12 protein-coding genes are annotated in these 13109 nt (G+C 52.5%); 4 read left to right on the top strand and 8 right to left on the bottom strand.

Annotated features, from left to right (window positions below; all coding sequences use genetic code 11):
- Positions 1–561: 561 nt before the first annotated feature.
- From VIJ98_RS21130 to VIJ98_RS21115, 4 genes are all read right to left on the bottom strand, one after another.
- Positions 562–1398 (bottom strand): hypothetical protein, encoded by an 837-nt coding sequence (locus tag VIJ98_RS21130; protein WP_323271364.1) that lies wholly within the window; start codon positions 1396–1398, stop codon positions 562–564.
- Between the two features lie 4 nt (positions 1399–1402).
- Positions 1403–2977 (bottom strand): hypothetical protein, encoded by a 1575-nt coding sequence (locus VIJ98_RS21125; protein WP_323271363.1) that lies wholly within the window; start codon positions 2975–2977, stop codon positions 1403–1405.
- 15 nt (positions 2978–2992) lie between these two features.
- Positions 2993–4393 carry an OmpA family protein gene (locus tag VIJ98_RS21120; RefSeq protein ID WP_323271362.1) on the bottom strand — a complete coding sequence of 467 codons (1401 nt, stop codon included), beginning with the start codon at positions 4391–4393 and terminating at the stop codon, positions 2993–2995.
- 316 nt (positions 4394–4709) lie between these two features.
- Positions 4710–5618, bottom strand: a complete 909-nt coding sequence (locus VIJ98_RS21115) for an AraC family transcriptional regulator (RefSeq protein WP_323271361.1) — start codon at positions 5616–5618, stop codon at positions 4710–4712.
- 180 nt (positions 5619–5798) lie between these two features.
- On the opposite strand from VIJ98_RS21115, the gene VIJ98_RS21110 reads away from it, so the two are divergent.
- The 3 genes from VIJ98_RS21110 (at position 5799) to VIJ98_RS21100 (ending at position 8528) form a co-directional block, all read left to right on the top strand.
- On the top strand, positions 5799–6893 hold the full coding sequence (locus tag VIJ98_RS21110) for an NADH:flavin oxidoreductase/NADH oxidase (protein ID WP_323271360.1): 1095 nt from the start codon (positions 5799–5801) through the stop codon (positions 6891–6893).
- A gap of 269 nt (positions 6894–7162) precedes the next feature.
- A complete protein-coding gene (locus tag VIJ98_RS21105; protein WP_323271797.1) occupies positions 7163–8146 on the top strand; it encodes an aldo/keto reductase in 984 nt (327 codons plus the stop codon).
- Between the two features lie 106 nt (positions 8147–8252).
- A complete protein-coding gene (locus VIJ98_RS21100; protein ID WP_323271359.1) occupies positions 8253–8528 on the top strand; it encodes a hypothetical protein in 276 nt (91 codons plus the stop codon).
- Positions 8529–8616: 88 nt separating this feature from the next.
- On the opposite strand, the gene VIJ98_RS21095 is transcribed toward VIJ98_RS21100, so the two are convergent.
- Positions 8617–9720 (bottom strand): NADH:flavin oxidoreductase/NADH oxidase, encoded by a 1104-nt coding sequence (locus VIJ98_RS21095; RefSeq protein ID WP_323271358.1) that lies wholly within the window; start codon positions 9718–9720, stop codon positions 8617–8619.
- A gap of 230 nt (positions 9721–9950) precedes the next feature.
- Positions 9951–10457, bottom strand: coding sequence for an SRPBCC domain-containing protein (locus tag VIJ98_RS21090; protein ID WP_323271796.1), 507 nt, complete (start codon positions 10455–10457; stop codon positions 9951–9953).
- A gap of 164 nt (positions 10458–10621) precedes the next feature.
- On the opposite strand from VIJ98_RS21090, the gene VIJ98_RS21085 reads away from it, so the two are divergent.
- Positions 10622–11521: a LysR family transcriptional regulator gene (locus tag VIJ98_RS21085; RefSeq protein ID WP_323271357.1), complete on the top strand. Its 900-nt coding sequence runs from the start codon at positions 10622–10624 to the stop codon at positions 11519–11521.
- A gap of 1 nt (position 11522) precedes the next feature.
- Here VIJ98_RS21085 and fetB read toward each other — a convergent pair whose 3' ends face one another.
- A complete protein-coding gene (fetB, locus tag VIJ98_RS21080; RefSeq protein ID WP_323271356.1) occupies positions 11523–12284 on the bottom strand; it encodes an iron efflux ABC transporter permease subunit FetB in 762 nt (253 codons plus the stop codon).
- A complete protein-coding gene (gene fetA, locus VIJ98_RS21075) occupies positions 12271–12939 on the bottom strand; it encodes an iron efflux ABC transporter ATP-binding subunit FetA (protein WP_323271355.1) in 669 nt (222 codons plus the stop codon). The genes fetB and fetA overlap by 14 nt, the downstream gene beginning before the upstream one ends.
- Between the last annotated feature and the right edge of the window lie 170 nt (positions 12940–13109).

Below are 13109 nucleotides of genomic sequence, written 5' to 3'. Positions count from 1 at the left end.
AACTTGCAACTCAAAGCGCACGAATTTACTCCCGGTTGGCTTGAGGTTTACGGTAGCCAAATTAACAAAGGAAAATGCACATCGTTCAGACGTCGTAATAAGCCTGTCAGCACCCTTAAAACCCAAGATTATTCCTAAGCCGCTTCTTATCCTCTAAAGTTTAAATATACGAGGACGAAAATCCTTTTAGACGTTCTGGAGGATAGCCTATGTGTAAAGTCCTGGTTTTATTGTCAGGCCTGATGCTGCTGCAAACGGCGATGGCGGAGTGGCACGATCTACTTTAGCGGTGCGATTGTTGAACCGGCCTGTACGACGACCACTCAACAGCAGGGAACTTCCGTTACCTGTACGCGCCAAGGTGTTGATAAAGTGCGTACGATTGCACTCAATCAGTCACATCAAGCGCTTCCTTAACAACTTGGCTCCGTGCGCGTTAAATCGGTTAATAATCATAAAATCATTTAAGTGACCTATAAATAATTAAGACCTAATTTCGCCGCTTATTATTAAATGCCTCAGTTTTATCACTGAGGCATTTAACACATCGTCCTCAACAACTTACTGCAAATCCACATTCAATGCCGGTGCACCAAAACTCACCAACTCAGCATTCGACGCAGTAAAATAGTCGTGCCAGAATATCTCAAGCTGCTGAATGATTTTCCCTGAGCGGTAATTGTTTTTCGCATCGGTATCAATCAATCCTGCACCTGCGACAAACACCTTTGCGCCAGCAAAATCCGCTAACAAGTTCTGCTGTTTAACCTGCTGCAACTCTTTCTCTGGCGAAAGCAAACGCAGCGCGTTATTGCGGTAGAAGCTATCGAAAGCACTGTTTTCCAGCATATCGGAGATGAGGAACAAGGTGCGTGATGCGCTTTCATCCTGCTGAAGATCGTGGCTGATGCGCTTAAGGCTATCGAGGATCTCGCTTTTAGCGATGTTATCGCCCTTCTCAGCGAAACTTTTTGCCATCAGCCCACCCAACGCGCTCGCGAAATATTGCTTCTGCTCACTCAGGCATTTGTCGAGGTTCTTCAAACTCTCCATGCCTTGATTGTCGCGGATTTTCTTGTCCGTGAGTAACGGCTCCAGACGCCCATCAAATAAGCGCTGCATGAAATTGTTCTGCAACAACGCCGAGAACTGATAAAGCACCACATGATCGCCGGGCTGACTAAAACGCATGATCTGCTGCCAGCTGGCATTTTTGATCTGTAGCGGCACTTTAACCGTTTGATCAATAATCACCACCAGTTCACGACCGCTGTTGGCCGGGCGATATTGACTAAGTTTGGCATAGTCATAGCAGCTCGGAATATCGTTGCGATCCGCAGCCTGCGCCAGGGCACTCACCCCGGCTAACAGCAGCAAACACCATTTGCTGATTTTCACCGGATTAACCTCGAGCCTTATTGAGCACGCGCTGCACTTTGCGACGGCTGAGTAGCGCCTCAATTGGCAAACCTAAATCCTCAGCCACCAGACGCAGTTCTTCATCATCTAACGCCGTCAGATCGCCTAACTCCGCAATACGCGCTTTTTCATCGGCGTTAGCAGCAGGTGCCGTTTCCAGTGCCACCGGTACAGGCGTTGGCGTTGTGGGTTCAAATACCAAAGCCGGTTCTGGCTGATGTACCGGGCGCTCTGGAGCAACGGTTGCGCGCGTGGCGTTAAATTGCTGATGCTGATCGTCAGCCAACGCTTTATCGCGCTGCTTACCGCGCACGTAGTCATCAAAGGTCCGTACATCGGTTTGCGCGATGCTGGCGCTGCTGGCACGCTGCATCGCCATACGATTCTGCAAACTCGCCAGTTTATCTTGCGCATCACGCTCCACGCGTTCACGGCGCATGGCGTACCACGCGGCAAACTCTTCAGAGCTGCTGAAATTACCGATATATTTCGCCGCCAGGCGCGATTCGATACCGACCAGAGAACGGTAATAACCAATCAAAATTCCGATGATCTGTACGCCGATGAAAATCACCGACAGGATAATGAAGGTTAATTTGGAAGCGAACACGCGGCTATCACTGACCTCTTTCGCCGCTTGCTTATCAGCCTGCTGATTATCTTCCACCGCCTGTTGTGGCAACTCAAATGGTGAAGCGTTGCTCGCCGCGCTGGTCTGGCTAAACGGCGTGCCATTGACAGCCTGGGTTTCGGCGGCATTGATGGTTGCCGCACGAATGAAATAGGCGCCTACCGCGAAGGTGACGATCAACAGCAGCGTCACCACCGTTTGGACATATTGCGGCTTTGCGCCAATACCGTGGTTCACACGGTTGAGCATTTGCAAATAGCTGGGTGCATCATCATCAATGCGGCTATTTTCCAGCGAGACACGGTTATCTTTCACCAACGCCTGCGCATGGCCTTCCAGACGCGCTTCTTTATGCCAGTAGCGGATTTTGCTCAGCAGCGTATTTTTGTGTAACTGCGTGCCCATTAAATGGGTTGCGGGCACCAAAATCACACCAATCAGCACCGAAACTACAATCGCCGACAATTCTGCCTGGTTGGCAGAGATGTTGTTGGCAATGAATGGTGAAAGCACCAGCGCAAAGATAAAGGCTTCCAGAATGACGAGAGCGATACTGCATAACCACAACACCACGCTGGTCGGTTTGCGGCCTCGCTCATCCACTTTGTTCAGATAGTTAACGCAGCGCAGGTAAAAATCGGCATCGCGGTTAGAAATGCTATGAAACTGATAGAACTTGCCACACAACGCTTCTTCTGCCGGATGCCAGATGCGTCCACCGGTGCCTGCACGGCGAGATTCATGGCTGCGCGACAAACGGGTGATGTGGCCAAACAGCGGTAGGGAACAAAACAGGTTGAGGAAGAAGTAACGAACTTGATCCCACCATTTGATCACGCCAAGTGTTAGCGCCAACAACCCGAAAAGCGGCCAGAAGATGTAGCGATAGGTGGCGATCGCCTGCATTAAGGTATCTAAAATTTCCATAAGAGAGTTATCCGTTTATCCACGCTGAGGTGCGTAATTGGCCAGCCATGGCTGACGATGGTTGCTGTAGAAAAGTTGTCCTTGTTGCGCAGGCTTGCCCGACTTTGGCAGCAACAGGTCGACGCACGAGATCGGTTGTTGCTGGGCATCGGCAATGTAGACGCGGTAAAGAATGCTGTCTTCCCCTTCCCAACTGTTGGCGACGCTCGCCATGCCCTGCAGCGCTTTGCGGTTACCCTGCGCATAGTTCGGCGTGATGAGCACCTGTGGGTTTTGCGTCACCACCGCACCGTCTTTGAGAACAAATACCGGCGTCAATGTCACCAGGTTGCCATTCACCAATCCCGCCCAGGCGCGCCCGTTCATATTGGGCAGATATTCCCGCGTATCATGCTGGTCGATGGCTCTACCGCTGGCTAAATTCTTTGCCAGTCCGCTGACGCGAGGAAGATCGGTGAGACAGCTACCGCTGACGCTGCTGGCTTGCGCCTGGCTAATCAGGCTGAAACCCTGTGACAGCGGTTTTAAGTTGCTGGCGAGCCCCGTAACCTGTGTGCTGGTGGGCTTGCCACCAAAATCAACAAAGTTAGCGGGATTGCTCTCAGCAATGGCTTGTGTCGGTTGGGTCACCACTTCTTTTTCTTTTACTTCTGCGTTTTGTGTCGCAGCCTTCTTGCTCGTTTTACGTGGCGCCGTCTTGGTGGTTGAAGTGCGCGCCAGCGTGCTTTCAGCCGCAGTGCTGTGACGTAAATAGAGTGGGTTGTTGCTCTCTAGCGTCAGACGTTGGCGCAGCAGCGTTTCATTCGCTAACGCAACGATTTCAACCCGGCGGTTTTGTGACCGACCCGAAATGGAATCGTTATCCGCCAGTGGACGTGAGGAACCCACGCCCTGGAAATAGAGCTGGCTGGCTTTGATGCCACTTTGCTCCAGCACCAGCCCAACGTTGCGGGCACGCGCTTCAGAAAGTTGCTGATTGTGTTCGGCGTTGCCAGTGGCGTCCGTATGTCCCACCACCAGCAAAACATCGCTGGAAGATTGCTGGCCGCCTTTCATCGCCGCAGCAATTTTTTGCACCTGACGCATGCCGCTGCTGGTCAGTTCGGCACTGTCGATGGCGAACATGGTGCCGTCCTCAACTTGTGCAACAATCCCCACCGGCTCCTGCTTGCTGTTCTCCTGCGCCTTAAGTGCCTGAGTGCTGATGCGAATTTTTTCTTCCTGGGCGACTTTAGCCAGCGCCTGTTCACGATTCTGCCAAACGTTCCCTACCACGCATCCCGCTACGCCACCCGCCAGTCCACCCACCAGCGCTTTCTTTGCATCATGAGTGACGAGGTAAGTAATACCGCCGCCCAATGCGGCACCGCCGATACAACCTGCAGCGGTACCGTAATCACGGGCAAAATCATTCATTGAGGCACAACTTGAACTCAGAGAAGCGGCGATCAACACGGATGCAGCTTTTTTAGAAAAGGGTAAATTCACATCAAATCCTTGATTGAAAAATCCTCTGTCGTGCGGAGGAAACAATGATTAATGGTTGAGGCTGATTGATAATAAAAATTCACAGGTTTGTATCGGCAGTAATGCCGATGACTTTAGGTGTCTGAAGCTAATTTTTTTTATTCAAGGAGATAGGAGACGAATACGGGATGCTGTGGGAGGTTATAAAGAAATTACGATTAGCGATATTATCCAATCACCGCAGGCAATAGGCAGCGAATACCCTTTATCCTTCTTCAGATAAACGCATGCGTTTGATATCTCTTTGCGGAGATTCGCCAAACTCGCGTCTGTATTCGCGACTGAACTGCGATGCACTCTCATAACCAACCACCAACGCTGCGCTGCTAGCATCGAGATTTTTACTTAACATTTGCTGCCTGGCCTCCTGGAGTCTTAGCTTTTTCTGGTATTGCAAAGGGCTGACACCGGTCATAGCGCGAAAATGCTGACGAAACGTCGATGGACTCATAAAAGCATTCGCTGCCAGTTCTTCCATGCTGACAGGCCGCGTGAAGTTTTGCTTCAGCCAGCCAACGATCCTGGAAATATTTTGACTGGGCGAACCGGCGGTAGCGATATGTCTCAACTGCGGACCATGGTTGCTGGCTAATAAACGCATCACAATTTCTTGCTGGATAAGCGGTTCAAGATGAGTGATCAAATCCGGCTCATCAAGTAGCTTAATTAAGCGGCTTAACGCATCAATCAACCCTTCATCCAGAGGTTCGACAGAGAGTGGATTAGGCGGTATTTCCTTCATGGACTTGGCGGGCGGCATCAGCGCGGCAATCTGCACCACCATGCGAGGATCAAAGGTTAACATCAAGCCTAGAAAAGGCTCGCGCTGGCTAGCCCGAGTCACATGCGATACCACCGGCAAATCGATGGTCGTGAGCAGAGATTCGCCCGCGCTGTAATGCGTCGGTTTCCCCGCCAGCATGATCTCTTTTGCGCCCTGCACCACCACACCTAAACCCATCTGATAAATACAGTGCACGGGCAACGTTGCCATATTGCGGCGATGAAGCGAGAGTGAAGCTATAGCGGTTGAGTGATCCCCCTCGTTTTGGGCAATCCGGCTAATCAGCGCAGCCAAATCTCCAACGCCAGAATTCAAATTACTATCGACCATTTAAGCCTGCCAACCGCCCCAAAATTGAATCAGGCGATTTTATCATCAGTAGAATTCAATATGTACTCTTCGAGGCATATGCATCGTTTTAGGCAATTCTCTCGGCAGATCTGACAAGCCTGGCGAGCCAAAGCCGTCCCATAATGGCTCAACACTTAATCTGAAGAGCCGAGACTAAAAATGCCTGGTTTATTTGATTCCTACACGCTTAAAGATATTACCCTTCGCAACAGAATCGTTGCTTCACCGATGTGCCAATATCAGGCTGACGGTGGACTCATTAACGACTGGCACAAGTCACATTATTCAATGCTGGCAAACGGAGGCGTGGGTTTACTCATCGTTGAGGCGACCGCCGTTTTGCCTGAAGGACGTATTACACCAGGTGACCTTGGCCTGTGGAGCGATGCTCATACTGAAGGATTTGCATCCGTTGCCTCAGCCATCAAACAAGCCGGTGCGGTAGCGGGGATTCAGCTTGGGCATGCGGGTAGAAAAGCGGGATGCACACCACCGTGGCAAGGTGGCACGCCTTTGGATCAGCAGGATCCAAACGCATGGATTCCGGTTGCTGCCAGCGCAGTGCCCTATGTGCAAGACAGTGATTACGTTCCTCATGAGATGTCTTTAGAGGAAATCCAGTACACCATTCATGCTTTCAGAGAGGCCGCTCGGCGTGCGGCGGAAGCTGGATTTGAATGGCTTGAGCTGCATTTTGCCCACGGCTTTCTGGCTCAAACATTCCTTTCATCAAAAACCAACCTTCGTGAAGATCACTATGGCGGCTCTTTAGCTAACCGCGCCCGTTTTATGCTTGATGTTGCTGAGGCCGTAAAGTCCGTCTGGCCTGCATACCTGCCACTCACCGCTCGGCTCGGCGTCATCGAATTTGATGCCTGTCCTGAACACAGCTTTGCTGAATCTCTGGAAGTCATTCGATGGCTGAAAAAAGCCGGTATCGACTTTATTGATGTCGGGTTGGCGCTCTCAACGCCCGACGAGCAGGTACCTTGGGGGCCAAATTTCATGGTTCCGTACGCTGAACGAGTGCGCAGAGAAAGCGGCATTCCAGTAGCAACCAGTTGGATGATCACCAGAGCCAGCGATGCTAACGACTTTATCCAGGATGCAAAACTTGATCTGGTGTTTTTTGCCCGCACGCTTTTGGCCAATCCGCACTGGGTCTTCCATGCAGCACGCGAACTTAATATCAGCTCACCAGAGTCAGTGCTGCCTGTGCCTTATGCGTACTGGCTGAAGAATTGGGCGCAATAATTCCCCAACGTTTTTGCTGACAGGCAGCCTTCACAGCGCTGCCGCTAAACGTCATTCATCCTCTGGAGATCACCATGAAACTAGACAAGTTCGACGCTTCGGCTGAGGCATTCTCAACGTCGCCTGAAACAATCAGTCGACGCAGTTTTATATCCCGGACAGCGTTAATAAGCGCGGGTATGGCGTTCAGCTCGTTATCGTGGGGCGCCTCCACATCTGTCGCTTCCGGGGCACAGAACAATAACGATTCATCGCAAGCAGGAGAGATTATGTCAACGCGCAAACTCGGTAACCTTACCGTTTCAGCACTGGGTGCAGGCTGCATGAGCATCAGTGCCAACTACGGTCCGGCGGCCGACCGTCATCAGGGTATCCGCACGCTGCGGGAAGCTCATGATAAGGGCGTTACGTTCTTCGATACCGCGGAAGTGTATGGTCCCTATACCAATGAAGAGTTAGTTGGAGAGGCATTAGCGCCGATTCGTGATCAGGTCATCATAGCCAGTAAATTTGGCTTTGATATCAAAAACGGTGGACTAAACAGCCAGCCTCAGCATATTCGTCAGGTTGTTGAGGAATCGCTTCGCCGACTGAAAACCGATCGTATCGATCTCTATTATCAGCATCGGGTTGATCCGAATGTGCCGATAGAAGACGTCGCCGGCACCATCAAAGATCTGATTAGCGAAGGAAAAATCCTCCATTTTGGTCTTTCCGAAGCCAGCCCTGAAACCATTCGCCGCGCCCATGCTGTTCAGGCCGTAACGGCCGTCCAGACGGAGTATTCGGTAATGAACCGCGATCCAGAACACAATGGCGTTCTGCAGACCTGTGAAGCATTGGGTATTGGCTTTGTTCCCTGGGGACCGGTTGGAATGGGGTATTTAACCGGAACACTGAACGCGCAATCCCATTTTGATGCGAGCAAAGATCTGCGGGCTGGGTTTGATCGCTTCTCACCTGAAAATTTGGCAGCCAATCAGCCGTTTTTGCATCTGCTAAGAAAAATCGCTGCGGAAAAAAATGCCACGTCCTCGCAGATTGCCCTGGCATGGCTGCTGGCGCAGAAACCCTGGATTGTGCCGATTCCGGGTACCAGAAACATCAATCATCTCCATGAAAATCTGAGCGCGGTGAATATCCAATTTACGCCAGCAGAATTAAGCGAAATGAATACAGCTCTGTCTGAGCTGAAAGTCTACGGTGGGCGGATGAACAAACAACAAATGCAGATCGTTCAGCCGCTGTCATAAGCTTTCCTGCATCCTAGAACCCAAGATTTTTCCTAAGCCGCTTCTCATCCTCTAAGTTTAAACATACGAGGACGAAAATCCTTTTAGACGTTCTGGAGGATAGCCTATGTGTAAAGTCTTGGTTTTATTGTCAGGCCTGATGCTGCTGCAAACGGCGATGGCGGAGAGTGGCACGATTTACTTCAGTGGTGCGATTGTTGAACCGGCCTGTACTACGACCACTCAACAGCAAGGGACTTCAGTGACCTGCACTCGCCAAGGTGTTGATAAAGTGCGTACGATTGCACTCAATCAACAACAACAAACGCTGCCGTATCAACTGGGAACCGTGAGCGTTAAATCGGTTAACCACCTTAAAATCATTGAGGTAACGTACAAGTAAGCTCAGTCCTGAGGAGCGGTCGCCATGAATGGCGACCCTACGAGGTTTTGTAGGGTGCGCATTCATGCGCACCTGGTTACATGGGGTTTTAGGCCTCACTCACCCGATAACGCTCCAGCCAGTGCGCATAAGGCGCTGGCAGCACCCAGGAAGGTTCGCTCTTATCCAGTGCCAGCGCGGCCTGATATGCCCAGTTCGGGTTTTTCAGATGCGCGCGCCCCACCATCACTAAATCCAGCTGGCCTTTTTCGATGGTTTGATTGGCAATCGCCGGTGCATCGATGCCCCACGCCGAAGCCACAGGAATCTGCGCTTCACGGCGCACGCGTTCGGCGATAGATGCCAGGAACGCGGGTCCCCACGGAATATTGGCATCCGGCGTGGAGAAGCCAACGCTGACGCTCAGTAGATCCAGACCCTTTTCACGCCACTGTTTGGTGAGCGTGATCGATTCCTGCAACGTCTCGTCATCGCGGCCATCAAACTCCAGCACGCCAAAACGCGCAGTCAGTGGCAGATTTTCTGGCCATACCGCGCGCACCGCACCGAAGGTTTCATGCAGGAAACGACTGCGGCCAGCCAAATCACCGCCGTATTCATCCGTGCGCTGATTGGCGTGCACCGAGAAGAAACTCTGCGCCAGATAGCCGTGCGCGAAGTGCAGCTCGAGCCACTCGAAACCCGCATCACGCGCGCGTTGAGCGGCACGCACAAAGTCTTCGCGCACGCGCTGAATATCCGCATGCGTCATGGCTTGCGGCACGCGCGGCAGGTTTTGACCAAACGCCACGGCGGATGGCGCAATGGTTTCCCAACCGGCAGCGTCATCGGCGGCGATATGGTCGTCACCTTCCCACGGCTTATTGGCGCTGGCTTTGCGCCCGGCATGACCAATTTGAATGCCCGGCACCGCACCTGACGCTTTGATTTCACACGCAATCTGCGCCAGCTTTTCCGCCTGCTCATCATTCCAGATGCCGAGGCAAGCGGGAGTAATGCGCCCTTCAGGCGATACTGCGGTGGCTTCAACAATCACCAATCCTGCGCCGCCGCGCGCCAGGCTGTTGTAATGCACGCGATGCCACTCGTTACTCATGCCATCCACGGCGCTGTATTGGCACATCGGTGGCACGGCAATGCGATTACGCAGCGTGACATCTTTCAAGGTAAAGGGCGTAAATAGGCCTGACATAACCACCTCTGAATCTGATTAAAGCAAAATGATCTGCTTGCCGCTGAAGTTTCGATGTTGCAACGCCCGCAGCTGCGCAGGTAATTGATCGCCAGCAGTTATCCGCCAGACGCGCGGCCTGTTCCGCGTCGATGTGTCGCTTCGGCATTGTGCATTAAATCACTCAGGCAGCGCTTCGCACCCTGTGCGTGCGGCAGTAACATGTGAGGCGGTCACCATAAATGGCGACCCTACGATTTGGCGGCAGCAATCAGGCCATTCAGCCAATCCTGATGGCCGTTAATCATTGGGTTAGGCTGCGCTTTTGCCAGCTCAACCGCCGGTTTACCGTTTTGCGTTTCCTGCGTCAGGATGCGCACGCGATTATCAGGAAGATCTTCAATCAGCCACGCATGCAACACATCCAGACGATCGTCGCTGCCCGGCTCGCCCGCCCAGCCGTGCCATGAAACGCACGCCGGTTCGCCTGCTACAGGTGCCACATATTCAGTGACCTGCGCTTCAACCGGGAAGCCAAAGGTTTCAAAGTAGAACCGTGCGCCCTGCTCCAGCTCGGGGCCCTTGTTGTCATAAAAACGCGCGTTGGCGGAGTTCTGGTAGTAGCTCGGCCACAATGCTGGCGAGTTGAGCAGCGGCCAGATATCGGCAGTTGTCAGGCCAGCGACGATCACTTCATTCGAGCAATAGTTATCCGTAAAGCCCGGCACAAAGCCTTCAGGCCAGTTAATCGCGTTCATTTTCATCGAGTCAATCTCAGGGTTAAAAGTGGGTTGCTAAAGGACAGACGCAGTATCCGGCTGGCAGAGACATAAGGCCAATCGCCATTTTTTATTTGTGATATCACTTAATGTGATATCTGCATCACGCTATGCTTGCTGCATCCCCGCTGAAGATGAAAACCATGAAAACCGATCTCCGCACCTTAGATCTCAACTTACTGAAAGCCCTCGATGCGCTACTCGATGAGCGCAGCGTGACGCGAGCGGCGGAGCGTTTATCGCTGACGCAGCCGGCGGTCAGCGGCATGTTGACGCGGTTACGTGAATGCTTTGACGATCCGCTATTCACCCGCACCCAACGCGGTATTGTGCCGACCATGCGCGCGCTGGAACTGGCGCTGCCGGTAAAAAGTATTCTGACGGAAGTGAGTGCGCTACTGCAGCCGAAGCAATTTGATCCGGCCACCGCTGAGATGACCATCAATATCGCCGCTACCGATTACGCGCTAAGGGCGGTGATCGTGCCGTTTATGGCGGCGTTGCGTCAGCAGGCGCCGGGAATTCGCGTGGCAGTGTTGCCAGTGAACAATGAACAGCTGGCGTTACAGTTCGAACGCGGATCGGTGGATATCGCCTTAATCACGCCCGATACCGCGCCGCCCGAACTGCATGCCCGCGCGTTGTACGCGGAAGAGTATGTTTGTCTGATGCGCGACGGTCATCCGCTCGCCCACCATGAAAATCTAACGTTAGACGACTTTTGCGCGCAGGATCACGCGCTGGTGTCTTATCTTGGCGGGAATTTTCATGGCGTCACCGATGCGGCGTTGAACGCGATAGGACGCTCGCGCCGCGTCACGCTTTCGGTGTGCAGCTTTTTAGTGCTGCCGGAGATTTTGCGTGTTAGCGATTTGATCAGCGTGGTGCCGCGTCGTCTGGCGCTGCACCACGTAGGATTGAAAGTCTTCGCGCCGCCGCTGGAGATTCAGGGCTTCACTAAAACCGTGGCGTGGCACGAAAGAACGCACCGCGATGCTGGACATCGTTGGTTGCGCGACTTGCTATTCGCCACGGCAATTTAGGTCAGAACTTCAACTGCGCCCGCGCGGTATACAGACGCCGATAGGCTAAATAGGCGGCGATAATGGTGGATAAACTCGCCGTGCCAATCAGCATAAAAGTCACCATAATCTGATACTTAATCGCTTTGACCGGATCGATACCGGCAAAAATCAGCCCTGACATCATACCCGGCAAGCTCACCAATCCCACGGTTTTGGCGCCATCAACGGTGGGAATCATCGCCGCACGGATGCTGTCGCGAATAAAGCGCGCCGACGCCATTTTTACCGGTGCGCCCAAACTCAGCATCTCCTGAATTTTTTGCCGGTTATCGCTGAAGCGTTGGTTGAGATTGCTGAAACAGAGGCCCACCGCCACCATCGCGTTGCCGGCGATCATCCCGGAGATCGGAATCACCTGCATCGGGATAAACTCGATGGCACCGCTAAGCAGCAGAATCGTCAAGGTCAGCGTGGTACCAGTGGTAATCGCCACAAACGAGATGACAAAACCGTTGCTGATATTGAGACTGCGCTTGCGCGCATTGAGCGCCGCATTGACGCAGATAAACAGCACCATCAGCACTGTGAGCCAGTCATTATTCAGGTCAAAAATTGACTTTAGCACATAGCCAACGATCACCAGCTGGATAATGGCGCGACACACGCTCAAGATGATGTCTTTGCTCATACCGAGCTTATCTTTCTGGCTGATCAGCAGCGCAATCACCACCAGTAGCAGCGAAAGTAATAACGAGCTGTCGGTAATATTATGCTGGCTCATCGACGCTTCCCTGCTGTGGTGCCTCAAGTTTCAGCACCTGTTGTGCCTCGCGGATCTCTTGCCCATCGTGGCTGATGCCGATCACAGCGAGATGCTTCTCGCGCACCAGCGAATCAATCAATGCGTTGATAATCACTTTATTCTCTTCATCTAATGCGCTGGTGACTTCATCCAGCAGCAGCACCTGCGGCAGAAATTGCAGGTTGCGCAGCAAGCCTACGCGCTGCTTCTCGCCGCCCGACAGCTGCTCGATTTTTTTATCGAGCATGTCAGCAGCCAAATGCACATCGGCAAGTGATTCAACCAGCTTGTCGCGCGGCGGTTTCTGCTGGCGGATGTGCCACGGCAGCGCCAGGTTGTCGTATACCGTGTCGCCGAACAGTTGCGGCGTCTGGAAACAATAGGAAACCTGCTGCCGATAATGTTCGGTTTTCAAGCTGCCAATATTCTGGTTCTCAAACAGGATCTTCCCGCCGCTCGGTTCAAGAAGCGAGGCGAGAATCTTCAGCAAGGTGCTTTTACCGCTGCCCGAAGGACCGGTCAGCAACAGCCTTTCTCCCGCGTTAATTTGCAGCGAAACGGGCGCCAGCAACGTGCGCCCCTGCAGCGAAAAGGTTACGCCCTGCACATCCAGCAAGGGAAAATCGGTGGTCATAATGTGTGCCCCTGAAAAATACCGGCCAAAGTATAAGGCCGCAGAAATCATTCCGGAAAGGTAAATGAGGTTGCAGCAAAAATAAGGCGCGGGTTGTCATTAATTCTTCTCGCGCTAAGGTTCGCTTAATCTTCAGCAATGAAAATGTCCTCAACTAAAGAGGAGATTTT

It is taken from the genome of Pantoea sp. S18, from assembly GCF_045689705.1.
In the GTDB taxonomy this organism is placed as follows: Bacteria; Pseudomonadota; Gammaproteobacteria; order Enterobacterales; family Enterobacteriaceae; genus Pantoea; species Pantoea symbiotica.
Note: the sequence above shows the minus strand (reverse complement) of the source record. Positions and strands in the feature narration are given on the sequence as shown.